This window comes from Rhodococcus sp. P14 (assembly GCF_000256505.1).
In the GTDB taxonomy this organism is placed as follows: Bacteria; Actinomycetota; Actinomycetes; order Mycobacteriales; family Mycobacteriaceae; genus Rhodococcus; species Rhodococcus ruber.
Genome location: NZ_AJFC01000203.1, coordinates 1 through 25857 on the forward strand (window position 1 = coordinate 1; position 25857 = coordinate 25857).

The following is a 25857-nucleotide window of genomic DNA, read 5'->3' on the forward strand; positions in this document are numbered from 1 at the left end:
CGGACGCTCGGCGCGACCTCATCCCCATCGCGGTGGCGGCACTCGCGAGCGCGACCACTGCGATCGCCCACCATGCGTACGTGAACACCGCCAGCGTCTCGGCGTCGGCGGAACCGAACTCGCCGAGAATGGCGACCAGCATGGACACGCCCAGCACGTACCCCATCTGACGGCTGGTGTTGACCACCGCACTGCCCGTGGACACTCGTGCGGGCGGCAGATCGACCGTGGCCTTGGCCAGGAGGTTGGGCAGCGAGAAGCCGACGCCCACACCGACGAGGAGCCAGCCCGGCAGCACCTGCGTGGCGTAGTTCACCTCCTCGGTGGCGCTGACGGCCAGCATGATCACCCCCACGCCGACGAGCACGTTGCCGATCGCCACGAGGGTGGACGGTGCGAGACGATTCGACAGGCGCTGGCTCACCGCCGCGAAGATCGGCACCATCAGCGGGCTGGGTGCCACCGCCAGACCCGTGACCAGGGCGCTGTAGTGCGCACCCGTCTGCAGGCGGAGGATCACGCTCAGCAGTACCGCGCCGAAGGCCGTGCAGAACAGCAGGGCGGTGACGTTCGACCAGAAGAAGGACCGCACCCGCAGCAGCGCGGGATCCACGACCGGCGCCGGGTGCCGTCGCATCCGGACGGCCACTGCGGCGAGCCCGACGACGGCGACCGCGAAGGCAGTCAGGGTGCCGGTTCCCGACCAGCCCCACTCCTGCCCCTTCACCAGCGCGAGGGCGAGCGAGCCCAGGGCCACCGCGAGCACCGCCGCGCCGAGGACGTCGGGAATCCGCGTCACGGTGGCGTCCTTCGTCTCGGGCAGCAGCACGACGGCCCCCACCACCGCCGCGATGCCGACCGGCACGTTGATCAGGAACACCCACTGCCAGGACACCTTCACGAGCGCCCCGCCGATCACCGGCCCGACCGCCGCGGCCAGGGAGGTCGACGTGGCCCAGATCTTCACCGCAGTGGCGCGCCGCTCGGGCGGCAGTGCCGTCAGCAGCAGACCCAGGCTCGTGGGAGTCAGGGCCGCCGCCCCGACCGCCTGCAGGACCCGGAATCCGACGAGCCACCAGAGCGTCGGACCGAGCGCGCACGCCAGACTCGCGACCGTGAACACCACGAGCCCGACGACGAACCCCGCTCTGCGACCGTAGCGGTCGGCCAGCCGGCCGGCCGGAATGAGCAGGGCCGCATACACAATGGTGTACGCATTCAGGACCCAGCTCAGGTCCGCCAGGGACGATCCGGGATACCCCTCCCCGATCGCGGCGAAGGCGACGCTGACGACGAACACGTCGAGCATCGCCATGAACGCCGCCGAGCACAGTACGAGCAACATGAGATTGGACCGGTCCCGAACCGGGGCGTCACCCGTCTGCTCGCCGACCATCGTCCGACTTGATTCGACCATGGCCCGACTCTAAACGGCTGACTATGGTCTACACAAGTCTGGTCCGGCCGGACGACGAAACATTCTGTCCCGGACAGTCTTCGCGTCGACGAGATGCTCCCGTGGACCCGAACGGCACGAGTGACCCCCGCAGCGACGTGCGCCGAAGGGTGAGAGCGTCGCGCACATAGTTCCTGGCCCGCCAGGGATCTCGATCTCCGTGACGCGGAAACCGATCGACCGACCGGCAGATGTACCCCGACGACAGGTCCAGGAAGGGACGCGCCGCCAGCGTCTCCTCCCGGCGCGGCACCACCGGCACCTGCCCGTTGCGGTCGATATGGCTCAGCACCCTGCACATCACGCGTGCGTTGAGATCCGCGCGCAACGTCCACGACGCATTCGCATATCCGATCCCCGCCGCGAAATTCGGCACCCCGGTCACCATCGTGCCCTGCCAGAGGAACTCGTCGGACATCGTCACCGGCCGGCCGTCCACGACGAAGTCGATGCCGCCGAACACCTGCATCTGCAATCCGGTTGCGGTGACGACGATATCGGCTTCGAGGACACGCCCCGACCGCAGACGAATCCCCGCGGGGACGAACCGGTCGACGTGGTCGGTCACCATCGTGACCGTGCCGTGCCGGATCGCGGTGAACAAATCCTCGTCCACGACGGCACACAGCCGCTGATCCCACGGCGCATAGGTGGGGGTGAAGTGCTCGGCGACGGTGTCCCGATCCCGCAGGGAGCGGGTGACCAGACGGGTCAGCAGCGACCGTGCGGCCCGCGGATACCGTCGACAGAACCAGTACAGCGAGCCGGTGAAGGCGATGTTCTTCGCACGCACCAACCGATGGGCTGCGAGCGGCGGCAGCACCGCCCGCGCCCAGTCCGCAGCGATGTCCCGGCGCGGCAGCGGGAACACCCACGTCGGTGAGCGCTGCAGCATCGTCACGTGCTCGGCGCGCTCCGCCATCGACGGCGCCAAGGTGATGGCCGTGGCTCCGCTCCCGATGATCACGACGCGTCGGCCCGTGTAGTCCAGTTCCCCGGGCCAGAACTGCGGATGGACCACCGTTCCGGTGAACGACTCGATGCCCTCGAAATCGGGGGTGTACGCGCGTTCGTAGTCGTAGTACCCGGCACAGGCGTAGAGGAACGCACACGTCACGGTGCGGCGGGCCGTCTCGTCCGGGCCGACCCGCTGTTCGACGGTGAGACTCCACCGCGAGCGGGCCGAATCCCACGACGCCTCGACGACACGGCTGTTGTACCGGATCCTGCCGGCGATGCCGCCCTCCGCCGCGGCCTCCTCGAGATAGTCCAGAATCGCCTGCCGGCCGGCGATCGCGTCCGCGCCGCGCCACGGCTTGAACGGGTAACTCAGGGTGAACATGTCGGAGTCGGATCGGACCCCCGGATAGGTGAACAGACTCCAGGTGCCACCGAGGCACGCGCGTGCCTCGAAGATCGCGAACGTCTTGTCCGGAAGTTCCCGCCCGAGACGACAGGCGGCGCCGATACCGGACAGCCCGGCCCCCACGATGACGACATCGAAGTGCTCGGTCATTTCCGGTTCCGATCCGCTGCGACGGTGAACGGATTGGTCACGGCCAGTACCCGCTGATACCCCGCTCCGGTCACCCGCTGAAACATGTCGAGCCCCTTCGCCTCCCAGCCGATCACCACGCGCGCCCTGCGACGTCGCACCCCGGCGACGATGGCCCGGGCCGCCATCTCCGGTGAATGGAACGCCAGCCGCCGATCGAAGATCTCCGCGACCGACGCCGCGTCGATCCCCCGAGCCGTCGTCGCGTTGCGTGCCACCGCAGTCCTGATCCCACCCGGATGCACGCACGTGACCCGGACCGGAAGCCGTTCGGCGATCATCTCCTGGCGCAGCGCTTCGGTGAACCCTCGGACGGCGAACTTCGCCGAGTTGTACGCGCTCTGCCCGCCCAGCGAGAGCAAGCCGAAAAGGCTCGAGATGTTGACGACGTGACCGTCGCCCGACGCGACGAGGTGCGGCAGGAACGCCTTCGTCCCGTGTACGACGCCCCAGTAGTCCACCGCCAGGACGCGTTCCATGTCGGCGAAGTCCGACTCCAGGACACTGCCGAAGTAGGCGATGCCCGCGTTGTTGTACACCTGGTGCACGATGCCGAACTCCGCCACCACCTCCTCGGCGTACCGCGAGACGGCGTCTCGATCGGACACGTCGAGAAGTGCCGTCGACACGTAGGCACCGTGGGATTCGCATCGGCGCGCAGTCTCGGCCAGAGTGCTGTCGTCGATGTCGGAGAGAGCGAGTCGCGCACCCCGACCGGCCAGGTTCTCCGCGAGTGCGCGGCCGATTCCGGACCCGGCACCGGTGACCACACAGGTCTTTCCCATGAACACGGTCGGGCTCACAGCGTCACCGCCTTCGTGGTGCGTCGCCGGGCCACTACGCGAGCTCCCCGCGACGGAACGGTCGTGATGTTGCGTGCCTTCTGCTTCTCCGGACGCCGGCCGGGCGGGCTGAGATCGTAGGCGCGCAACACCTCCCGCAGGACGACCGTCATCTCCATGGCCGCGAACGCGGCACCCGGACACCGGCGTGCACCGCCGCCGAACGGAATCCAGGTGTTCGCCGCGGGCTGGACGCCCAGGAACCGCTCCGGCCGGAACTCGCCCGGTGATTCGTGATGCTCGGGGTCGGCGTGAACGATGCCGATCGCGGGGAGCACGGTGATGCCCGCGGGCAACCGGTATCCGCCCAGTTCCACGGGTGCGGTGAGCTGGCGGGCCACATCCTGGATCACCGGCTTGAGGCGCAGCGCCTCCTTGGCCACCGCGCCGAGATACTCGTCGTCCCCCGCGTCCGCCGCCTTCTGCGCGTCTGCCAGTACGCCGGGGTTGCGGACCAGTTCGTGGAAGGCCCATGCCAGCCCCGTGGCCGTGGTGTCGTGACCGGCCAGGAGAATGGAGATGAGCTGATCCCGCAGTTCTGCATCGCCGAGCCCACCGTCTGCGTCGTCCACCGCGGCCTGCACCAGCCGGGAGAGCACGTCGGTTCGGTCGTGCAGGTCGCCCGCGACCCGACGTTCGGAGATCTCGGCGTAGACGATCTCGTCGAATCTGCGCTGATGCTTCCAGTGCGTGCTCCAGGGCCGGATCCGCGCAAGCTTCGGGCTGTGCAGTCCCATCAACGTGATCGGGTCGATCTCCGTGATGTGCCGGATCGCGGGTCGCAACTCGGCGAGGCGGTCGGGCGCGGTGACACCCAGCACGACGGTGAGGATGACTTCCAGCATGAGGTCCTGCAGCCGCTCCAATGTGGCGAAGGGGCGGTCCACGGGCCAGTGCGCGACCTCGTGCCGGACCAGCGTGGTCACGTCGTCGCGGTAGCCCTGCAGCGCCCGAGCACTGAACGCGGGCGTGAGCAGCCGCCGGACCCGCTTGTGCCGGTCCTCGTCGGTGACCAGCACGGCGTGCTCGCCCATGACCGGGCGCATGATGGCGTTGCCCTCGCCGGCATGGTAGATCTCGGGGCTGCCGGCGAAGACCGTCCGGATGTCCTCCTGCCGTCCGAGCACCACCATGGGCCGGTACGGCGCGGTGGGCTCGATCAGGAAGGTGTCGCCGTAGCGCCGCGTCAGCACGGGATAGATGCGATGCCGCGCCAGCGTGAACAGCAGGGTCTGGACCACGGCGGGCAACCTCGGGCCGGGCGGCAGCGATGTCGGGGGATGCGAGGTTTCGGATCGGGACAGGGTCATCGTGGTTCCTCGAGTGAGACGGTGCCGGCCCCGGACCGGGACTCGGCGGGTCGCGCGCCGGGTTCCTCCGCGGCAGCGCGGTCGGAGCGGCCGACGGCGCGGCGCAGGATGGGCGGGGCCATGACGGACGTGACGACGGCGACCAGGACCAGGGCCGTGTACGCCTCGGTGCCGAGCACCCCCAGGCTCAGGCCGACGGTGGCGATGATCACCTCCACCACACCGCGTGCGTTCATCCCGGCCCCCAGGGCGATACATTCCGCGCGGTCGAGACCGCTGAGTCTGCCGCCGACGAACGCACCGGCAAACTTCCCGGCGACGGCCACGACGAGGAGCCCGGTCGTCGCCAGCAGGACACCGGGCCGGAGCAGACCGGACAGGTCCATCCGGAGCCCCGCGGTGGCGAAGAACAGCGGGGCGAGGACCGACATGACAACCGCATGCAGGGGTGCGAGGACCGGCGCGCGCACGCCGCCGGAGCCGATGAGGACGCCGGCGACGAACGCGCCCAGGATCGGCTCCAGTCCCATGGCGTGCGTGGCCGCCGCACCGCCGAGGACGAGGATCACCGTCGTACTCACCATCGCAGTCGAATCGCGTGACGCCTCGGCGTGGCGCACCGCGCGGCGCACGAGCATCCTGCCGATCGTCGCGGCGAAGAGCACGACACCGGCGAGACATCCGACCGGCTCCAGCACGTCCGATACCCCCAGTGCCCCGGCCGTCACCAACGCGGACACCAGCGAGAGCAGGAACCAGGCGATGACGTCGTCGATCACCGCTGCGGACAGGACGAGCTGCCCGATCCTGCGGTCGGTCAGCCCGAGTTCCATGAGCACCTTGGCGATGACCGGGACTGCGGTCACGCAGATCGCCACCCCGACGAACATCGCGAAGATGGCCGGGCTCGTGCCCTCCGGGCGCATGGGGGGCGGCGCGATCGCACCGATGCCGACACCGAGTGCGAGGGGGATCAGCAGGCCGGCAAGGCTGATCTTGGCTGCCGGGCCGGCCAGTCGTCGCAGACGCCCGACGTCCACGTGCATTCCCGCCAGACCGACGAGCAGCAGTACGCCGAACTGGCCGACGGCGTCGAGAAGGTGGACCTGCCCGCCCTCCGCAGGGAACAGCCACCCCCACACGCCGGGAGCAACGTGCGCCAGGACGGACGGACCGAGCAGCACTCCGGCCAGCAATTCCCCGGCAAGCGCGGGCAGGCCGAGCCTGACCGCCAGGCCGCCGAGGACCCGCGCACCCAGCAACAGCACGGTGACCTGCACCAGGAACACCAGCAACCAGTGCGCCGGCAGCGGCGCGGTGAGGTCGAGTGCCAATGTCATCGGAGTCGCCTAGTCGAGTCCGCCGACCCGACGCCAGTCCCGGTTGCGATACGACACCATGTCGCGGGCCACCTGCATGCTCAGCCCGCTGCCGTGGCGCAGCTCCGACAGATACAACTTGCCCGCTTCCTTCGCCACTCCGGCGAATCCGTTGGTGAAGTAGGTTCCGCGGATGTGGGGCGGACTGGCGTACTTGCCCCACAACAGAAGCCGGGTCATGTCCCACAGCGTGAACTCACCCGTGGGCAGACGATTGTCCGGGTCGAGCGCTCGCCAACCGGTCCAGCGCGCGGACGGAACCAGCTCGCTCTCCTTCAGCGCGACGTGGATGCGATGGCCGGCCTCGGTCGCGTCGATCTCCTTGTCGCGGTATGCCTGCATCGCCGCGCACGCCGCATCGAACATCGCAGCGAACCGCGGATTGTCGACGGCCTGCAGCCCGCGGTAGGGCGGTTGCTCCAACCGGTCGAACACCGCCTTGTCCCTGGTCTTCTCGTACTCCATGACGGTCTGCATCTGCGCGTTGGCGCCGTACATGGTGGCCAGGCACCACACCCGGTGCCATGCATTCCACAGGTCGAAGTGGTCCCAGGAGGTGTACGAGAAGCTGACGAGATCGTCGTAGTACCGGAACGACCGCTTCGTCCAGGTCTGGACGTACTCGAACCGCTCCACCGAGAAGTCGTCCTCCCGGACGGCGGAGATCAGACGGTGACCGAGTGCGTTGAGGATCATCATGGTGACCGCGAGACCGCTGGAGAACAGCGGATCGATGAAGTCGGAGGCATGCGGGAGCAGGACCCAGCGATCGCCGACGATCCGCTTCGATGCGAACTGGCTCCGGTTCGAGGACGTGTACGGCCGCACCGCCCTGGCCGCCCGCATCTGCCGCTGGATCGTGGGAAAGCGATCGACGTGCGCCCAGAACTCCTCCTCCGGCGTCTCGCCGTCTCGTTTCGGGTACACGTCGATATCGAGATTGATTCCGACACTGCACAGTTGACTGGTGGTGCCCACGTGGTTGTCGAAGGGGATCACCCACGCCCAGCCGCCCTCGAACAGGTGGTGCAGCGTTCCCTGGGAGAACGGGCTCGGCATCAGGTGCTGCTTGCGCGGCGGGGCCACGCGGTCGAACGGTTCGACACCCACGAAGTGGTTGAAGATCGTGCGGGACCGGGTCCGGTACGGCGGGTCGATGCGCAGATCGAGCTGCTCGCCCAGCAGACTGCGCATGCCTCCCGCGTCCACCACGAAGCCGGCCCGGAAGTCACCGCTCGACGCGGTCCGGATGGTCGCCCCGTCGGAGTCGAAGTCGACCGCGGTGACCGGTGTGTAGGTCAGACCCGTCGCACCGTACGACAGCGCGACCTGGAACATGTAGGCGTCGACGTCCTGCCGGAAGAAGTGCGAATCCGGGCCGATGGGCGGGCTCCACGTCGGATGCTGTGTGCATTCCTCGGCCGCGAACGGCTCTCCTTCGCGGTGGTACGCGAATCCGAAATTGCGTTTCACACCGGATGCGGCACTGACCTTCCGGCGAAGTGTGTTGTGCCCGGCCAGGTATCCCAGCTCCGGGACGTCGTAGCGACGCGCCAGCACCCGCAGCCCGACGATCGTCTCCGGCACGGTCGATTCCCCGATCGCGAAGCGTGGGTGTCCGCCGGCTTCGATCATCACGACCCGGACGCCGTTGCGGGCGAGGATCGCCGCGAGCGCGGTTCCGCCGATGCCGCCACCGATGATGGCGACGTCGAAGGTGCGGGTGTCGTCGGCCACCTCGGGTCTACTGATTTCCAGCATCGTCTCAGCTCTCCTGGTTCGTCGAGATTGCGGCAGCCGGCACCGAGCTGGTGCGCTGCACGAAGTCCGCGAGCAGCTGTGCCACTTCGAACGGTTTGTCCTCGGGAAGCAGCGAACACGAGTCGGCGATCCACTCGAGTCCGGCATCCGCGAAATCCCCGGCGAGACGCTCGGCGTGTTCGGGTGGGAACACGCGATCCTCCCGGGACCACACGACCAGCACCGGCCCCGGGAAGTCGCCGAACGACTCTGCGGCCGCGAGGACAGCGCTCGGTTCCAGGCTGCGGAGCATACGGCGGAGGTCTGCGTAGACGGCGTCGCTCTCGAGGGCCGGGAGGACCCACGAGTCGGAGGTGGCCGGTTCGACCGGTCGACGCGCGAGCCAGCCGTAGGACATCGGGAGCCGCCGCAGGGCCCGGATGCGCAACGGGCCGAGGATCAGTTCACGCGCCGCCGGCGCGTAGGCGATGGCCTTCATGATCGCCCGGTACCGCCGCGGTGGGCAGTTGTCGTACGCACCGCCGGCCGTCAGGACCAGCCGTCGGACGAGGTCCGGCCGCGTCGTGGCAACCAGTTGAGCGACGGGGGTGCCGCCGTCGTTGCCGACCAGCGTCACCTCACGCAGATCGAGTGCTTCGAGCGCCTCCGTCACGATCGCCGCCAATCCGGCGAAGGACAGATCCGCGTCGGGCATCGGGACGGAATGGGCGCCGAAGGGAAGGTCCAGCGCGATGCAGCGGAAGCGCCCGGACAGAGCGGCAACCACCTTGCGCCAGACGTTCGCATTCGTGAGTGGACCGTGGAGGAGAACGATCGGTTCACCGGCACCGGCCTCGAAGTAGGCGAGCCGGCCGGTGGACAGTGTGAGCTCGCGCCGTGTGCCGAGACTGCGATGGCGCCACCATGCGCGACGATCATCGGTCATGTGGGACTCTCGTTTCGGTCGTGGTGATGAAGTGGGAGACGAGTGCGGCCACCCGCTCGGGTCGGTCCTCGGGTGCGAGGGTGTAGGCGTCCTGGATCCACTCCAGCCGTGCATCCGGAAAGTCCCTCGTGAGCCGGTGCGCATTGGCAGGCGGACAGAATCGGTCCTCCCGGGACCACGCGACGAGGACGGGACCGTCGAACCTGTCGAAGTGCCGCGCTGCTTCCAGTGTGTGCCGCGACTGCAGACCGGTCACCACTCGCGCCAGGTCCCGACGCACTCCGCGATTCCGGATCGCCGGCAGCACATACGAATCCGAGATGTGGGGCGGAAGTGCTCGTCGGGTGAGCCAGCCCTGGGCGATCGGCAGACGCCGCAAGGACCGCACCGTCATCGGCGCCAGAATCGGGAGCAGGCCTCCCGGCACCGACGCCGCGAGCTTGAAGAAGCCGAATACCGCGGGCGGACAGTCACCGTACGCATCACTGGAGGTGAGGACCAGGCGTCCGACGAGATCGGGACGTTGTGCGACGACGAGCTGCGCGACCGCGCCGCCCGTGTCGTTCGCCAGCACGGTTGCGCCACTGAGCCCGAGCGTCTCGATCGAGTCGACGACCAGTCGCGCCAGCCCGGGGAGTGACAGGTCGACGTGGGGCACGCCGACGTCGTGCGATCCGAACGGCAGGTCGAGCGTCACGCACCGGAACTGCGTCGACAGCGGGGGCACGACTCGGCGCCACAGGTTCGCGTTGACCATCGCGCCGTGGACGAGGACGATCGGTTCGCCGTCTCCGCGTTCGAAGTAGCGTACCGCCCCCGACCCGATACGCACGTCGCCGCGTTCGCCGAGATCGGGATGCCGCCAGCCGGGCTGGAATCGATTGTGCACCGTCACGTCACCTCGCCTGCTTCCGGCCGAACTGCCGGTACAGCGATGCCCGCGCATCGTCGACGACGGAGACCACCGAGTTGTGCGGCCGACTCGCGGCACGGACCATGGACACCGCCGCGGGCAGACCCATCAGCCTGCGTGGGTTGTACTCGTGCCTCAGCATGAGCGTGAGATTGTCCCTGCGCCGCCGGGACGCACTGATGTATCGGAACAGTTCGATGTCCACCGAATTGGTCGGAAGACCCAGTCCGATCGACCGGGAGAAGTAGTACATCGGACGCGCTTCGGCGTCGCGTTCCTTCCACCACCGTCGGGTAGCGCGGTCGATGGTGCGCGGGCTCCCCCATTCCGGCAGCACCGTGCGGGTGAACATCCGCACCTGCCGCAGGGCATCGGAGATCCCCTGGCCGGTGATGACGTCCTTGAAGTGCCCGGAGTCGCCGATCAGCACCCAGCCCGGTCCCGCCGCCTCCCGGAAGTAGCCGTCCATCCGACGTACCTGGCGGACGTCACCGACCTGTTCCGCGGCGGCCATGAGACCGCGCAACGTGGGGATGATGCGCTGCGCGTTCTCCTCGAACACCTCCCTGTTCCGGTAGTCGCGGGGGTCGTCGCGGGGCGGCTGGGCGACCACCAGGGTCAGGCCGTCGTCGCACGGGACCATGAAGTAGATGTCGCGGCCGTCACGAACCAGCTGGAACTCGGGCGGCACCGGCAGATTCCGGTAGTACCGCCAGACGGCATCACGATCGTTGGTGGTGACCGCGTACTTGGCGGAACCCACGAGCTTGGCAACCGTCGAGTTCCTGCCGTCCGCACCCACGACCAGCGGTGCCAGGATCCGGATCTCGCTGCCGTCGGCTCTCGTCGCCAGCACCCCCCGCACCCGTCCGTTGTTCTCCTTCAGCAGCCGTCGCACCGTCACGCCGGTGCGCACCGGCACCCCGACGGCTTCGACCCTGCGGCGCAGGAGCTCGTCGAGGCCCGACCGTCGCACACACATCCGCGGCCACTGCGGGTGATGCACGGACATGTCCACTCCGTCCATGACCGTTCGAGTGGAATGCAGTGGTGGAGCACCGAACTCGTGCAACTCACGCAGCACACCCAGCTCGTCCCACAGCCGCAGGTCCTGCAGGTAGTGGGTGGAGAGCACATCCGTTTCCCGCTCACCACGATCGAGCAGCGCCACGCGCTTTCCCGCCTCCGCGAAGCGGACGGCGAGTGCACACCCCGCGATCCGGGCGCCGACGATCACGATGTCGGCGGTCTCGATGCACGGTTCACCGGTCGAGCTCGAGCTGCTCGCCCCCTCGCAGGATCCCGCACCGCTCGGCGGCACGGGATCCTGCGTCCCGGCACCGGGCGGGATGTCGTCCGTCGGCGGCGCCAGGACGGCCGAATCGATCTTCGCGCTCATGAGAAGACTCCTTCCTCGGCCGGAGCGACGCGTCCGGGCACGTCCTCCCGGGACTTCGGCGATCCGGTCCGCAGGTCGTGCCGATCGGCGAGGTCGAGCATCCGCAGGTATGCCCTCGTGCCGGCCTCGAGCGCGGGCTTCGGCAGTGTCAGGCCCCGCAGGCGGGTCCACGGCAGGGTGCTGTCGGCCGCGCTGCCGCCCACCGTCCGCCCGAAGCGCCAGGCGGAATCCACGGCGAGCGACAGACCGTGACCACACCAGGCGCCCGCGTAGAGGACACCGGGCCGTCCGGGCACCGGAGCGACGACCGGCAGCCGGTCCTCGGTGCTCCCGGCCAGCGCAGTCCATCTCGCCACCACCGGCACATCCTTCAGAATCGGGAATCTCTCACCGATCTCGCGACGAAGTCTCTGCTGTACCGCATCCGCGGTGCGGGCGTCGGGGACGGGATCGCCGGTCGGTACGACGACCGGTCCCCCGCCGAACACCAGCCGGTGGTCGGCGGTCATTCGGTAGTAGTTGAAATAGTTTCGCTGGTCGATGATTCCGCCACGACCGTTCCAGCCGAGGGCGGCGCGCTGTTCGAAGCTCAGCGGGTCGGTGGCCAGTACGTGAGCTCGGATCGTCACCACCGAGTTCGGGAAGGGATTGAGCTTCTGCGCGTACCCGTCCACGGCCAACAGGACACGGTCCGCGGTGATGTCGGCCGACGCGGTGTAGAGCTTGGTCGCACCCCCTCGTGCCGGCTGCATGTCGACGACACGACTGTGCTCGTGGATCTCGACACCGCGGCGGCGTAGTGCGTCGGCCAGGCCGAGCAGCAGGCGGTACGGATCCACGAGCAGCACGTTCTCGTACGAGAATCCGGCCACGTATCCCGGTCCCGCCCGTTCGACGAGGTCCTGCGGCCCGAGCCACTCGACGCCGTAGCCGAGTTGTTCGAGGTGCATCAGGTGGGCCGCCATCCGCTCGCGCTGACGAGGCGTGAGCGCCGCGAGCGTGTGCGGTTCCTCTCGCGCATCACAGTCGATCTGCTCGGTCCGGATGAGCTCGCGCAGCAGGTTCACCCCGTGCTGGGAGGCGCCGAAGGCGGCGCGCGCCGTGGTGTCGCCGTACTTCCTCCTCAGCGACGCGAGCGGAATCTTCAGACCGGGACCGACGATGCCGGTGCTGGCGCCCGTCGCCCCCGATCCGATCCGGCCGGCCTCCAGGACGGTGATGTTCAGTTCGGGCCGTTCCCTGGCCGCGTAGTAGGCCGCGGTGAGTCCGGCGAGTCCGGCGCCGACGACCACGAGGTCGGCCCCGGCCGACCCGCGAAGTCGTGGTGCATCGGGGACGTAATCCGCCAGTTGCTTCCAGATCGGTGCCGTGTCCAGGCACCGGGTCGCATCGACCATTGTTCCTCCTTTCAGAGCGAATTCGTCGCCCGGGCGAGACTCCAGAGGTCTCGCAGGCGAACACGACCGGGAAATGCGATGTACTCCGGCGTCACCAGGGTGGGACGCCATTTGAGCTTGAAGGCCAGCTGACTCGCGGCCGGATAGACGGCCGAACCGTGCTTCGCGATCAGTCCTGTTGCGGTGCTCAGCATGCGGGACGCACCCGGAAGAGCAGCGTCCGGGTCGATGCCGACGAACGGTGTGAGCCCCAGGTGCAGCCAGGGCGCATCGTCCTCGCGCAGCACCTGTGCCGCCTCGGCGAAGATGTGCTCGACAACGCCGGGTGGCGCGTCCGGGGATCGCCGCGTCAAGTCGTAGAGCCAGCCGGCCTTCTCGCCGAAGACGGGCGAGTAGGAGATGTACGCGACGATCCGGCCGGCGGCTTCGGCGACGAAGAGCCGGCGTTGCTCCTGGACCTCGCCGCCGCGCTCCCCGACCATCAGCTTGAGTCCCTTGACGTGACGCCCCTTGTTCCGCAACCACGCGGCATCGAGCCGGTCCAGTCGGGTGGCGAACGCGGGGTCGGTCAGCTGCTCCGGCGTCGCCTCGCGCACGGTCACCCCCTCACGACGCGAACGGGTGATCATGTTGCGGGTCTTGACGAACTTCCGGCCGCGCAGGCTGAATGCGGAGAGGTCGATGCTGTACGAGGATCCGAACTGATTGACCACCCATCCGTTCGCGGCTGCGCGCTCGGCATCGGACCGCTCCAGTTGCACGGCCACGACCCGTTTCCCGGCGCGCTTCGCCGCTTCGGCGAAGGCATGGTCGACGGCGGATCGATCGTGCTCGGGGGTGACGGCACCGGTGAACTGGATCCAGTAACGTCGGCCGACCGGCCGGTAGGCGACGAACCCGGTGCGACCCGGCACCGTGAAGTACCGGTTGCCCTCGTTGAGTGCGAGGAACGCGGACGAACTCCGGGCGTAGTCCCGCAGCACGGCGAGCGCATCTCGCCGCGCGAGGTGCTGCGCGGCGTCCTGGGTGGTGGTCACGCGTCGACCGCCAGCGCCGGCTGTCGTATCTCGCCGAACAACCCGGACAGGATGAGGGCGATGTTCTCGCGCAGCGCACCCTCGGCGACCGGGTCGAGAATGTCGGCCAGTGACGGAATGCCCAGGTCGAACCGGGCGTCGAAGACCACCGACGCGCCGTCTTCCGTCCGGCCGATGCGCCAGGTTCCGTCGAACACCTCGAAGTCCCCTTCGAGTTGCGTGAACGCGATCGTTCCGGCGTCGCGGTCGAGCACATCGTGCTCGGTCCAGCGCAGCAGCCCCTTGCGGAACTTGACGGTCCAGCTGGACCGGACTTCGCCGGCGTCCCCGGGGGCCACCTCGACCGCGACCACAGCCTCGGTCAATCGGGGGTAGCTCTCGAAGTCGCCGATCCGGTCGAAGGCGGCGCTCGGGTCGATTCCGGGGAGGACGAACGACATGGTGACACTGCGCATGGGGGTTCTCCTTGCTGTAGGGCTCAGGCGAAAAAGGCAGCGGACAGCGCGTCGGTGAACGCGGTCAGGAAGAAGTCCAGTTCACCGTCGGAAAGGACGGCCGGCGGGGTGAGACGTAGCACTGTCGGCGAATTCAGGGAGTGGTTGACCAGAACCCCGCGATCGACGAGGTTCAGGTACAGGTCTCCGACCGATCGAGGATCGTCGAACTCGATGCCGATCAGCAGTCCGCGGCCGCGGACCTCGATGCGGTGCGCCGAGGAGTGAGCCGCCACGGCGTTCCCGACGGCGTGGACGAGGCGCCGGCCCAGATCCGCCGCCTTGCCGACGATGTCGTCGTCGCGCATGACCCGGATCGTCGCCGCGGCTGCCGCACACGCGATCGGCGAGGCCGCGAAGGTCGAGGAATGCAGGTACGGGTCCTTGGCGAACGGTTGATACGTCTCTGCTGTGGCGACCATCGCGGAGATCGGGACGACACCGCCCGAGAGTCCCTTACCGACGAGCATGATGTCCGGAACGATCCGAGCGTCGTCGATACCCCACCACGTGCCCAAGCGCCCCAGACCGGTCTGGATCTCGTCGACGATCAACAGCGCGTCGTGCTGTCGGCACAGATCGGCCGCGGCGGCGAGATAGCCGGGAGGGGGCACGATCACCCCTCCCTCACCCTGTACCGGCTCGACGATGAGGACGCCCCGGCCCGCGACCCGGGCGAGCGCGGCGTCGAGTTCGGCGGCGTCCCCGTACCGCACGGCGGTCACCCCCGGCAGCAGCGGCTCGAACGGCCTCTGGAAGACCGGGCGGGCGGTGACACTCAGTGCCCCCAGGGTCTTGCCGTGGAAGCCGTTGACGGTCGTGACGATCTCGGTCTTGCCATGTGCCCGCGCCAGCTTCAACGCCGCCTCGGTGGCCTCGGCGCCCGAGTTGACGAAGTGCACGAGGTCCAGGCCCGCAGGCGTGACGGCGGACAGTGCCGCCGCCGCGTGCACGCCCGCGGGTTCGAAGAAGACGCGCGTCGACATCGGGTGCGTGTCGATCTGCCGGTGCACCGCTGCCGTCACCTCCGGATGCCGGTGCCCGAGCAGATACACCCCGTGGCCGCCGAAGTTCAGGAAGCGCCGACCGTCCGCGACGACGACCCAGGCGCCCTCCGACGCGATCTCCTCCATGCCCCCGAGCAGACGGCCCAGAGCGGCCCGCCCGCTGCCCTGGTGAGCACGGCAGAGGTCCTCGATCCCGGTCCGGACGCCCGAGGCGGTCACGCCGCCCGCCCGTCGTCGTCGCCGGCCACGAGCCCCTTCACCTGCGCCCAGTAGCGCATCGACAGGTAGGCCGTCTTCCGGAGCTCCTCCGTGGTGACCTGCGCGGCGAAGCCCAGTTCCGGCAGCGAGTTCGGCAACGGGTCGGCGCTCTGGAAGAGCCAGGCGAACTCGAGCAGATCGCGGAACTTCGCCTGGAGCGGGGCCGGAAGCGAATCCTCCAGCAGCGGAAGGATCAGGCGGTCCACGGCTTCGGTCGGGATGAGACGCGGTTCCCGCGTCGACAGACCCAGGTCACCCGCCAGGCCCATGCACAGGTCCATGATCTGCCGTGCACACAATGCCTGGTCGCCGGCTGTGAGCCAGTACTCGCCGGAGGTGACCTCCTGACGTACGAGCCGGCCGATGACGGCCGCAACCAGGTCCTGCGGTACGAAGTCGATGAGAGCGTTCGCCGGCATCGGGATCATCGGTGCGGCGCCCCGCACGATCGCTCCCAGCACGGCGTGCAGACCCTGGAACGCCGCCATCCGCCCGTCCGCCGAATCACCGATGACGATCGACGGCCGCACGATCACACTCGGCACGGCATGCGACCGGACGAGCGCCTCGGCTTCGATCTTGGACTGCACATAGGCCGCGGCTCCCGGCGAATGTCCCTGTGCCGAAGGTGGATCCGCGACGAAGGCGGTACTGAAGAAGTACAGCGGCGCCGATGCCTGCGTCGCCAGCTCCAGCAATGCCGTCGGGCCACCGAGATTGACCTCACGAATCCGTCGCGGGTCCTCCCGCCAACTGGTTGCCGCCGCCGCGTGCACGATCACATCCACCCGGCGGGACAGCACGGCGTAGTCGCCGGCGGACAGGCCGAGCCGCGGTTCGGCGAAGGACCCGGCGAACTCGCTGACCCGGACGTCGTCGACCGGGTTGCGGTTGCGCATGCAGACCACGTCGAAGTCGTGCGACAGTTCGTCGATCAGTGCCCGTCCGACGACGCCGGAGCCGCCGGTCAACAACAGTGTCTTTCTACGCCACGTCATTCTTCGCTCCTCATGCGATCTCGAGGGGGCTGCCCGCGAAATAGCGCGTCAGCGGTCCCGCCATTCGCGTGCGCGACGGCGGGGGGAAGCCGAGGCCGTTGACGGCCGCGGCGAGGTATCCGACGTCGTCCGACGTCATGAAATTCATGCCACCGAGCAGTTCGACCGCTCGGGGTACCACCAACGCGATCGTGTCCTGTACCGCGTACCGCACCAACAGGGTGTCGGCCAGGAGCCCCGCGTCCGTCTGCGCGTGCGGGACCTGCCGGGCGATGTTCTCGATCGCCGCGTGCGCGCTCTCGGTGCGCGAGACGAGCTGCATCCGCTCGACGTCGGCGGATCGTTCCACCGACAGCACACGCTCGACCAGTGCGCTGGCCGCACCCAGGTACGAGGCGGCCATGAGCAGCTCGAACCACACGAAACCCGCGGTCTGGACGGCGTCGAGCCGCCCGTCCTCGGTCACCTCCGTGAGTACCACCAGATCCGCAGGCACCAGGACGTCGTCGATCGTCACCTGATCGCTCTCGGCGCCGGCGAGAGCGAAGCTGGACCAGAACGGCGCGACCGTCACACCCGGGTCGTCGGCGGGAATGAGGGCGACGGCCAGCCGGTCCCCGCGACCGTCCGGGGAGGGCAGCCGGAGACTGGCCGTGAGCAGGTCCATGGACCGCGCCAGACTGCACGGTCGTTTCGTCCCGCTGACCCGGACCCCGTCGGCCGTCACGGTGGCGTCCATGGTCGGGGTGAGGATGTGGCCGTCGGGGCGGCCCTCCGCGAATCCGGACGCGACGAGCATGTTCTTCGCGGAGATCGCTTCGAGGACGAGCCACTCCTTTCCCCCGGCCTCGGCGAGCAGCACGAGGCTGGACACGGAGAAGTGGTGCATGGTGCTCGCCACGGCCAGGGACGGCGACCGCGAGCCCAGTGCCCGCTGGATCCTGACGGCATCGAGAGCATTCGCGCCCTTGCCCTTGTATTCGACCGGAATCACGAGTCCGGCTCCGCCGGCATCACGCAGCAGCGGGATACCGAGGGCCGCACTGCCCTCGAGGTCCGCGAGCGGGACATCGGCCAGCGCGTCGTCGAGTCCCGGCAGGAACTGCTCGAGTACGGCACGTTCACGCGCGAGGAAGCGCACGTCGAAACCCCCTGTGGTTCGTGGAATCGTCGGAGCGGACACCGACGCGGTGGTAGGCACGGTCGAAGGCATCGAACTCCGGATGCTTCACCGGTTCGAACGAGATTCCGAACGGCTTCATGGTGTTTCCGAACAGAGCTCGGTCTCCGCACAGATGGATCGGCAGTGCGAGAAGCGCCCATTCCGGACCGAAGATCAGCGACCATGCCGCCGCAATCGCGGCTGCCGTGAGGAAGCTGTGCATCACGTTGTAGGCGACATAGTAGCCCTTCGCAACCGCGTGATCCGCGCTGCGCCGGTACGCGATCGCGCCCGGAATGTAGCCGATGATGTCGATGATCAGAAAGAGCGCGACGAACGCCACCCAGTCGATCTCGTCGAGATGGGCGACGGCCAGCACCACGACGACCACCAGTGCGAGAAACCACTCGGCCCGCGCGACCGCATGCGTGGCCTCGGTTTCGAATCTGTTCAGGTTGTCCACAGCGACTGCTCTTTTCGTAGTTCTGGGATCGGGACCGCTTCCCCTTCGCGGAATCCGCGTCTGGCGTGCCATCGGGCCAGCGGCGCGGGCGCCCACCAGTTGTACCGGCCCGTCAGTGCCATGACGGCCGGGACGAGGAACGTGCGCACCACGAACGCGTCCACCAGCACGCAGATGGTCAGTCCGAGGCCGAGTCCGCGCATGAACGAAACCTCCCCGGCGGTGATCGCCAGGAAGACCACCGTCATGACGACCGCGGCGGCCGTGACGATGCGACCTGTCCGCGCCAGGCCGGCACACACCGACCTCTGGTTGTTCCCGGTCGCCAGCCATTCCTCGCGGATGCGCGACAACACGAAGACCTCGTAGTCCATCGAGAGCGCATAGGCGATGGCAGCGAGCAGGGGTGGAACGAACGCCGTGACGTGTCCGGTCGCGGTGGTACCCAGACCCCCGAGGTTGCCGTCCTGGAAGATCCACACCATGGCGCCGAATCCGGCTGTGAGCGAGAGGGCGTTGGTGACCAGCGCTTTGACCGGAAGCACCACGCTGCCGGTCATCAGGAACATGAGCACGAACGTCGCGAGAGCGATCAGCGCGACTGCGACGGGCACGCGGTCGGTGATGCCGTGCACGTTGTCGAGGTCACGCTGCGCGAGGCCGCCGAAGAGTGTGGGTGCCGGCGACCGGACCTCGCGCAACCGTTCGAGCTGCTCTTTGCCCTCCTGCGAGTACGGGTCCTTCGTGGTCGAGACCGTGACGTATGCGCTGTCACCGGAGATTGCCGAATCGACTCGGAGTGGGCTGATCTGCATGCCCTTCGCATACACCCCGCCGGGGCTGCTGACCGACAGGACACCGTCGATTGTCGAGAGTTCCCTCGCGTAGTCCGCGACCTGCGGCACGGTCGTCACTGCACCGGTCAGAACGATCGGGGTCGAGCCGGCGAAGTCCTGGGCGAAATCGGCTCGCAGAATGTCGCCCGTCTGCCGCGAAGTCGTCGACTCCGGCAGCGCCCGGTCGTCGGGATACGCCAACTGCACACCCTGGAACGGCCACGCGAGGGTCAGCAGCGCGATCGTGAGCGTCACCAGGACGACGACCGGTCGTCGCATCACCGCCGCCGACGTGCGGTACCAGAACGAATCCTCGACGGCGCGGATCGGCACGGCTTCGCGACGGAACCAGCGTCGCAGCGGCTTTCGCACATCGAGTGCGTCGATGCGATCTCCTGCGAGAACGATCAGCGCCGGCGCGACGCACAGCGCACCCGCCATCGCGAATCCGACACTCGCAAGTCCGGCATATGCCAGGGAGCGAAGCAGATACGGTTCGAAGATCAGCAACGTCGCCAGGGTCACCGCCATGGTCAGCGCCGAATAGAACACGGTCCGGCCGGCCGTCAGCATGGTGCGTACCAGCGCCGCGTGTGCGTCGGTCCCCGCATCCCGTTCCTCACGGAATCGGTTGACGATGAACAGCGTGTAGTCGACCGCGAGAGCCAAGCACAGGCCCGTCGCCAGGTTCACCGCGAACACCGAGACGTCGGTGACGGCGTACAGCGCCCAGAGGCAGGCACCGGTGCCGACGACAGCGATAGCCGCGACGAGCAGCGGGAGCAGCGCCGCGACGAGACTGCCGAACACCCAGACCAGCGCGATGAAGGTCAGCGGTACCGCAATGATCTCGAGCCGGATCAGATCACTTCGGGACTGTTGTGTGCCTTCGTAGTACGTGATGGCCTGACCACCGGCGGTGACGGTCACACCGTCGCGGGTTCCGACGAGGGACGCCGCGATCTCGTGCGCCCGGATCGGTGCCTCCCGATCGTCGCCGGCGATTCGTGCGACGACCAGCCCGGTGTTCCGGTCCGCACTCAGCAGGGTCTGGTCGAGCGGGGAGGGTGCGGTCCAGTACGACGCAATCTGGACCGCGTGTGGCGAATCTTGCAGTGCCGCAACAATCCTGGAGGATTCGTCACGCGCTCGCACGCTGCCGGCTCCCGCAGGGTCGGTAACCGTGAACACCACCGGCAGTCCACCCGTTCGGAACGTTTCGTCCAGAATCTGTTCTGCCCGAGCTGATTCCGATGACGGAACATCGTATCCACCGGACGGCAGCCGGGTTGCGGCCGGCGCTGCATAGACACCTGCGACGACGAGGAACAGCATCGCCGCCCCGACCACGGTGCGAGGTAGACGCCATGCCACTTCGGCGAGTCTGCCAAGGATCATGCGCTGTGCCCATTCTGATCAATCACCGGCACGGCAACCTGGACGTCGGCGACCTCGTTGTACACCGACATCCAGATGTGTTGCCGTAACGGTGAATCCCCCCAATGACCTGCCACCGGGGTCCCCTACCCGGTGTGGCCGCTGTCTCGACAGCCATGCGCCGACGTCCCCATCGGCCGGTCGGACCGACGGCGGCGCCGTTGCCGATGATCATGCCCGAGGGCACCCCCGGCGTCAACCTGTCGGCGAACAACCTCGACGACGCTCGGACCGGTCACCCGGATTCCGACGAGTTGGACGTTCCTGTGCATATTGTTGCCCCACAACGAAGTCGGAGGTCCCCGACTCACGGGGGCCCGTCATCGAATCGCGCCGGATCACACGCGTGAGACCGTGCCCTATCGGACGGTTCGCCCCGGCGGACGCAGCAGTCCTTCCACGATGCGTCGGACCTTGTCCCCCGCCGCTCCGTCTCCGAGGCGCATGGCGGTGTTCGCGGACCGCAGCACCGCGTCGATCTGGAATGCCGCGAGATCCGCATCGAGATCGGCGATTTCACCGTTCTCGACGGCGACGGCGAGCTCGCCGGAGAGCGCGTCGACCCACTCCTGCTGGTTGCGCGCGAGCGCGTCCCGAACCGGGCCGGGCCGGCTGTCGAACTCCGTCAGATTGGCGGCCTGGAAACAGCCGCCGGCGAACAGTGGCCGTTCCGCGTAGACGATCCAGCGTCCGATGAGCTCCCGGATCCGCGCCACCCCTCGGGGTTCGGACAGGGCAGGACGAACGACGAAATCGACGAACATCGACCGGGCATGATCGACGGTGGCGAGTTGCAGCGCCTCCTTGGTACGGAACAGACTCTGGATACCGGCCTTGCTGAGACCGGTGTCGGTGGCGAGGCGTCCGAAGCTCAGCCCCTCGAGACCGTCCAGCGACGCGAGGTCGACGGCCCGGTCCAGGACCGCGCGACGAGTGCGGGCACCCCGAAGAAGCCGCTTGTCGGTGATGTCACCGACAAGCGGACTTGCCGTTCCCGACGACGGGGGTGTCGCGCTCGACATGCGGTGAATTTTACGTCACCCGATTCTCCAGCGATTTCGTGGCGGATCCAGTCCTGCCCCTAGGCCCGGTCGGCGCCCACCCGGGCCGCGAGCTGTTCGAGGACCAACGTCGCGAGGACGGCCTGCCCGGTGGTGGCGAAGTGAATCTTGTCCTCACTCAGCAGGTTCTCGCGGTCGTTGAGCGGGTGGTCCCACGAATCGGCGAGGACGGCGTCGAACTCGCGGGCGAGTTTCCGGGTGATGTCGTTGAGGCGGGCGACACGCTCGGTCCAGTCCGGGAAGGCCGGGATGACGAATGCGCGACCCAACGTCAGGACGCTGAGCTGGGCGCCGGTCCCCGCCGCCCAGGTGTACATCGTGCGCAGTCCGTCTTCGATCCGATCCCAGTCGGGATTGCGGCGCAGGAGATCGTTCGCCCCGCTGTTGACGTGCAGCAGGTCGGGTTCGAAGGCGGCGATCCGCTCGGCCTGCTCCTCCAGCGCCTGCGCCGTGGTGGCACCGATGCGCGCCGTGTTGAGGTATCGGAGGTCCGGTTCGACCATTCGAAGAACCCGTTCGACCCGAGCGGGCCATCCGAGGTTGTCGTAGCCGGGCGTGGGATCGCCTGCGCCCACCGACAGGCTGTCGCCGAACACGGCGTACCGCTTCCACGGTGCACCCTCGAGCATCGCGGCGGCCGTGGCCGGAGGCAGGACGTGCGGATCGGTGTCCTCGGTGAGCGGCTTCGATACTGTCGTCATGCGGATGAGCATACGATCGACCGTATTATTTCGGCAAGATGTGGCGCGCCTCGCCGTCGCTCGGAGGGGCTGCGTGTCGCTCGCCGGCCGATCGCCGACCGCCGGTCCGGGACGGATATGTTCGGGGGCAGCGAGATCCCCCGGACGCGCCCGCCGCAGGCGGCGGGGCGAGGACAATTTCCCCCATGCAAGGGCTCGAAGTCGTCCACAGCGGAATGTTCACCACCGTCCAGGACCGCGGCCGGCCGGGACGCGAGGACCAGGGGCTGGGCGTGTCGGGTGCCGCCGACCGAACGGCGCACGACGCTGCGAACCGCCTGGTCGGCAACGACCCGTCTGCGGCGACGCTCGAGATCACCGCCGGCGGTCTGACGGTGCGCAGCATCGGCGCGAACGTCGTTGCGGTGACGGGCGCCCGCGTGCCGGTCACCGTCGACGGCCACCCCGAGGCCGACTACTCGGTGCTCAGGCTGGACGACGGCGCCGTGCTGGCCCTCGGTAATCCGACGAGCGGAGTGCGCTCGTATCTGGCGGTACGCGGCGGAATCGACGTGCCCGAGACCCACGGCAGCCGATCCACCGACACCCTGACCGGGACCGGGCCCGACCGGCTCAGGGACGGCGACCGGATACCGGTCGGCACCCTGACGGGCGAGCTACCCGGCGAGGAACAGATCCCGCCACCGGCCCCGCCCGAGGACCCGGCACTGCTCCGCGTGCATCTGGGCCCGCACCCCGGAGAGTTCAGCGCCGGTTCGGTGCATGCGCTGCTGCACGAGACATGGGCCGTGACCCCGCAGCTGGACCGCATCGGCATCCGCTTGCAGGGACCCGGCAAGCTGCATCTCTCGCGTGGCGGAACCGATCGTCCGGAGCCGACCGCCCCGGGCTCGGTGCAGGTCCCCCCGGACGGCAACCCCATCCTGTTCCTGGCCGACCATCCTGTCGTCGGCGACCACCCGGTGATCGCCGTCGTCCTGCCCGCCGATCTTCCCGTCGCCGCGCAGCTCGGGCCGGGACATCGGGTGCGGTTCGTCGCCACCCTCACGCGATGACTGCGAAACAGCTCAGGACACCGCGACATCTCCCGGGGGCCGGACCACGGGACTCGGCCCGGCGACGACGCACTCCTGGACATGGTTGTCCCGCACGGTGATTCGTCGCAGCGTGCCGGCCGGTGTGCGGACGTCGACCGTGCCGGTGAGAACGTGATCGAACGTGAAGTTCCCGGCCGGGACCGCCGCACGCGAGGCACGCCGCAGCCGCGCCCGGCGCGAGAGGAAGGTGTCGATCAGGTAGGCCAGCCACTCCGTGTAGAAGTAGAAGCACTCGCCGCCGTTCCACACCAGCGCGGCGCCGTCGGCGGTGGGTACCCACTGGCACCACGACAGCGGTCGCCCCCGGGTGGGCAGCCCGTCGGCCGGGGACCGGTGGGGGCCACTGGCCGGTCCGGCGAACGCGACGAGAAAGTCGATCTCGTGTCGGTTCAGCGGCGGCTCGATTCCGATCCGTCCCGTGAATTCGGTTCGTTGTGCCATGTGTCCCCCGTCCGCTGTCGATCAGCTCTACCCGATTCGACGCGGCCGGAAGCGGAACGGTTCCCCGACCCCCGCCGCACGGCCGACGGAACGGCACTGGCCGCACGGCCGACGGAACTACAGCATGCGACGTTGACGCGCGATGTCCGCGAGCACGACACCGGCAGCGACGGACGCATTGAGCGACTCCACGTCACCGGCCATCGGGATCGACAGGATCGAGTCGCACGTCTCGCGGACCAGTCGGGACAGCCCCTTGCCTTCGGAGCCGACGACGATCACCACCGGGTCCGTGCCGTCGAAATCGTCGAGGGTGGTATCGCCCCCCGCATCCAGACCGACGACCCGGACCCCACGGGACTGCCAGTCCTTGAGGGTGCGCGTCAGATTGGTCGCCCGGGCGACGGGGAGGCGGGCCGCAGCACCCGCGCTGGTTCGCCATGCCACCGCCGAGACGGCAGCGCTGCGACGCTGCGGGATCAGCACGCCGTGGCCGCCGAACGCTGCGACCGACCGGATCACCGCACCGAGGTTCCGCGGGTCGGTGATGTTGTCGAGAGCCACCAACAGCGGCCGCTCGTGGTTGTCGTGGGCGACGGCCAGCAGGTCGTCCGGATGGGCGTAGCGATACGGCGGAACCTGCAATCCGATGCCCTGGTGCATGCCGTTGGCGGTGAGCCGGTCGAGCTCGCCGCGCGGGACCTCCAGGATCGAGATGCCGGCGTCCCCGGCCCGCTGCACGGCCTCCTTGAGTCGCTCGTCCGCCTCGGCGCCCACGGCGACGTACAGCGCCGTCGCGGGAACGTCCGCGCGGAGGCACTCCACCACCGGGTTGCGGCCCAGCACCATCTCCGGGCCGTCCTCGCCCTTGCGGCCGGCCGTGCTGCGGCCGCGCTTGTCGGCGGTCTTCGCCGCAGCACGGGCGCGCCGCGCGGCGGGATGGTAGGGACGGTCCTCGGCCTTGGGGGTGGCACCGCGGCCCTCGAGGCCGCGGCGGCGCTGCCCACCGGACCCGACGACCTGTCCCTTCTTGGTGCCGCCCTTGCGGACCGCACCTCGTCGCTGAGAATTACCAGCCATCACTGCCCTGCTTTCAGGGACCACTCGGGTCCGTTGGGCGTATCGGTCACCTCGATGCCCGCCGCCGTCAATCGATCGCGCACCTCGTCGGCGAGCGCCCAGTTCTTCGCAGCCCGCGCCGCCTGCCGGCGTTCGAGCTCTGCGGACACCAGCACCTCGAGGGCCTCGAGGGCCGCCGAATCGCTGCCAGCCACCTCGGCCCAGTGCGGGTCGAGCGGGTCCACCCCGAGGATCCCGAGCATGGCGCGTACCTGTCCGGCGATGTGCACCGCGGTGTCCAGGTCGCCGGCGTCGAGCGCCTTGTTGCCCTCGCTGCGCCGACCGTGGATCTCGGCGAGCGCCTTCGGCACGCCGAGATCGTCGTCGAGGGCGGCGGCGAACTCCTCGGTCCACGTTCCCACCGGGATCTCGCCGGCCCGGTCCCGGGTCTTGAGGACGAACGACTCCAGTCCGCGGTACCCCGCCGCCGCCTCGTGCAGAGCCGCGTCGGAGTATTCGAGCATGGACCGGTAATGGGCACTGCCCAGGTAGTAGCGCAGCTCCTGCGGGCGCACCCGGGCGAGGACGTTCGGGATGGACAGCACGTTGCCGAGCGACTTGGACATCTTCTCGCCGCCCATCGTCACCCAGCCGTTGTGCAGCCAGTACCGCGCGAACCCGTCGCCGGCAGCCTTGGCCTGGGCGATCTCGTTCTCGTGGTGCGGGAAGACCAGGTCCATGCCGCCGCAGTGGATGTCGAAGGACTCCCCGAGGTAGTACTCGGCCATCGCGGAGCACTCGAGGTGCCAGCCCGGGCGGCCGCGACCCCAGGGTGTCGGCCACGACGGCTCGTCCGGCTTGGCCGCCTT

23 protein-coding genes are annotated in these 25857 nt (G+C 68.7%); 1 reads left to right on the forward strand and 22 read right to left on the reverse strand.

Annotated elements, in window-relative coordinates; translation table 11 throughout:
• The 19 genes from OEY_RS0114390 to OEY_RS0114480 form a co-directional block, all read right to left on the reverse strand.
• On the reverse strand, positions 1 to 1396 hold a 1396-nt coding region (locus OEY_RS0114390), incomplete at its 3' end, for a DHA2 family efflux MFS transporter permease subunit (protein ID WP_010594557.1).
• Positions 1397 to 1445: 49 nt separating this feature from the next.
• Complete coding sequence (locus OEY_RS0114395; protein ID WP_010594558.1) at positions 1446 to 2972, reverse strand: flavin-containing monooxygenase; 1527 nt, start codon at positions 2970 to 2972, stop codon at positions 1446 to 1448.
• Positions 2969 to 3796: an SDR family NAD(P)-dependent oxidoreductase gene (locus OEY_RS0114400; protein WP_043805457.1), complete on the reverse strand. Its 828-nt coding sequence runs from the start codon at positions 3794 to 3796 to the stop codon at positions 2969 to 2971. Before OEY_RS0114400 ends, OEY_RS0114395 begins: the two co-directional genes overlap by 4 nt.
• Before the next feature lie 14 nt (positions 3797 to 3810).
• Positions 3811 to 5163: a cytochrome P450 gene (locus OEY_RS0114405; RefSeq protein WP_029540047.1), complete on the reverse strand. Its 1353-nt coding sequence runs from the start codon at positions 5161 to 5163 to the stop codon at positions 3811 to 3813.
• The gene (locus tag OEY_RS0114410) at positions 5160 to 6503 is read right to left on the reverse strand and encodes a cation:proton antiporter (RefSeq protein WP_010594561.1); all 1344 of its coding nucleotides are present in this window, start codon (positions 6501 to 6503) and stop codon (positions 5160 to 5162) included. Before OEY_RS0114410 ends, OEY_RS0114405 begins: the two co-directional genes overlap by 4 nt.
• 9 nt (positions 6504 to 6512) lie before the next feature.
• Positions 6513 to 8303 carry an NAD(P)/FAD-dependent oxidoreductase gene (locus tag OEY_RS0114415; RefSeq protein ID WP_010594562.1) on the reverse strand — a complete coding sequence of 597 codons (1791 nt, stop codon included), beginning with the start codon at positions 8301 to 8303 and terminating at the stop codon, positions 6513 to 6515.
• 4 nt (positions 8304 to 8307) lie between these two features.
• Positions 8308 to 9228: an alpha/beta hydrolase gene (locus OEY_RS0114420; RefSeq protein ID WP_010594563.1), complete on the reverse strand. Its 921-nt coding sequence runs from the start codon at positions 9226 to 9228 to the stop codon at positions 8308 to 8310.
• On the reverse strand, positions 9218 to 10123 hold the full coding sequence (locus tag OEY_RS0114425) for an alpha/beta fold hydrolase (RefSeq protein ID WP_010594564.1): 906 nt from the start codon (positions 10121 to 10123) through the stop codon (positions 9218 to 9220). The genes OEY_RS0114420 and OEY_RS0114425 overlap by 11 nt, the downstream gene beginning before the upstream one ends.
• Position 10124: 1 nt before the next feature.
• Positions 10125 to 11540, reverse strand: coding sequence for an NAD(P)/FAD-dependent oxidoreductase (locus OEY_RS0114430; RefSeq protein WP_010594565.1), 1416 nt, complete (start codon positions 11538 to 11540; stop codon positions 10125 to 10127).
• Entirely contained in the window at positions 11537 to 12937 is a 1401-nt protein-coding gene (locus tag OEY_RS0114435) for an NAD(P)/FAD-dependent oxidoreductase (protein WP_010594566.1), read from the reverse strand. The genes OEY_RS0114430 and OEY_RS0114435 overlap by 4 nt, the downstream gene beginning before the upstream one ends.
• 11 nt (positions 12938 to 12948) lie before the next feature.
• On the reverse strand, positions 12949 to 13974 hold the full coding sequence (locus OEY_RS0114440; protein WP_010594567.1) for a bifunctional lysylphosphatidylglycerol flippase/synthetase MprF: 1026 nt from the start codon (positions 13972 to 13974) through the stop codon (positions 12949 to 12951).
• The gene (locus tag OEY_RS0114445) at positions 13971 to 14429 is read right to left on the reverse strand and encodes a type II toxin-antitoxin system RatA family toxin (RefSeq protein ID WP_010594568.1); all 459 of its coding nucleotides are present in this window, start codon (positions 14427 to 14429) and stop codon (positions 13971 to 13973) included. The genes OEY_RS0114440 and OEY_RS0114445 overlap by 4 nt, the downstream gene beginning before the upstream one ends.
• 23 nt (positions 14430 to 14452) lie before the next feature.
• Positions 14453 to 15694 carry an aspartate aminotransferase family protein gene (locus OEY_RS0114450; protein ID WP_010594569.1) on the reverse strand — a complete coding sequence of 414 codons (1242 nt, stop codon included), beginning with the start codon at positions 15692 to 15694 and terminating at the stop codon, positions 14453 to 14455.
• The gene (locus tag OEY_RS0114455; RefSeq protein ID WP_225222885.1) at positions 15691 to 16731 is read right to left on the reverse strand and encodes an SDR family oxidoreductase; all 1041 of its coding nucleotides are present in this window, start codon (positions 16729 to 16731) and stop codon (positions 15691 to 15693) included. Before OEY_RS0114455 ends, OEY_RS0114450 begins: the two co-directional genes overlap by 4 nt.
• Before the next feature lie 10 nt (positions 16732 to 16741).
• Positions 16742 to 17872: an acyl-CoA dehydrogenase family protein gene (locus OEY_RS0114460; protein ID WP_010594571.1), complete on the reverse strand. Its 1131-nt coding sequence runs from the start codon at positions 17870 to 17872 to the stop codon at positions 16742 to 16744.
• Positions 17853 to 18356: a hypothetical protein gene (locus tag OEY_RS0114465; protein ID WP_010594572.1), complete on the reverse strand. Its 504-nt coding sequence runs from the start codon at positions 18354 to 18356 to the stop codon at positions 17853 to 17855. The genes OEY_RS0114460 and OEY_RS0114465 overlap by 20 nt, the downstream gene beginning before the upstream one ends.
• On the reverse strand, positions 18344 to 20590 hold the full coding sequence (locus tag OEY_RS28495; RefSeq protein ID WP_051009384.1) for an MMPL family transporter: 2247 nt from the start codon (positions 20588 to 20590) through the stop codon (positions 18344 to 18346). Before OEY_RS28495 ends, OEY_RS0114465 begins: the two co-directional genes overlap by 13 nt.
• Positions 20591 to 20988: 398 nt before the next feature.
• The gene (locus OEY_RS0114475; protein ID WP_010594574.1) at positions 20989 to 21651 is read right to left on the reverse strand and encodes a TetR/AcrR family transcriptional regulator; all 663 of its coding nucleotides are present in this window, start codon (positions 21649 to 21651) and stop codon (positions 20989 to 20991) included.
• 59 nt (positions 21652 to 21710) lie between these two features.
• Positions 21711 to 22391, reverse strand: a complete 681-nt coding sequence (locus OEY_RS0114480; protein ID WP_234420158.1) for an SGNH/GDSL hydrolase family protein — start codon at positions 22389 to 22391, stop codon at positions 21711 to 21713.
• Positions 22392 to 22576: 185 nt separating this feature from the next.
• Between OEY_RS0114480 and OEY_RS0114485 the strand changes: the two genes are divergently transcribed.
• Positions 22577 to 23446 carry a biotin-dependent carboxyltransferase family protein gene (locus OEY_RS0114485; RefSeq protein ID WP_010594576.1) on the forward strand — a complete coding sequence of 290 codons (870 nt, stop codon included), beginning with the start codon at positions 22577 to 22579 and terminating at the stop codon, positions 23444 to 23446.
• A gap of 12 nt (positions 23447 to 23458) precedes the next feature.
• On the opposite strand, the gene OEY_RS0114490 is transcribed toward OEY_RS0114485, so the two are convergent.
• From OEY_RS0114490 to OEY_RS0114500, 3 genes are all read right to left on the reverse strand, one after another.
• A complete protein-coding gene (locus tag OEY_RS0114490) occupies positions 23459 to 23929 on the reverse strand; it encodes a hypothetical protein (protein WP_010594577.1) in 471 nt (156 codons plus the stop codon).
• A gap of 117 nt (positions 23930 to 24046) precedes the next feature.
• Positions 24047 to 25009: a 23S rRNA (guanosine(2251)-2'-O)-methyltransferase RlmB gene (rlmB, locus tag OEY_RS0114495; RefSeq protein ID WP_010594578.1), complete on the reverse strand. Its 963-nt coding sequence runs from the start codon at positions 25007 to 25009 to the stop codon at positions 24047 to 24049.
• The coding region (locus OEY_RS0114500) for a DALR domain-containing protein (RefSeq protein WP_010594579.1) at positions 25009 to 25857 on the reverse strand (849 nt) is incomplete at its 5' end. The genes rlmB and OEY_RS0114500, both read right to left, overlap by 1 nt.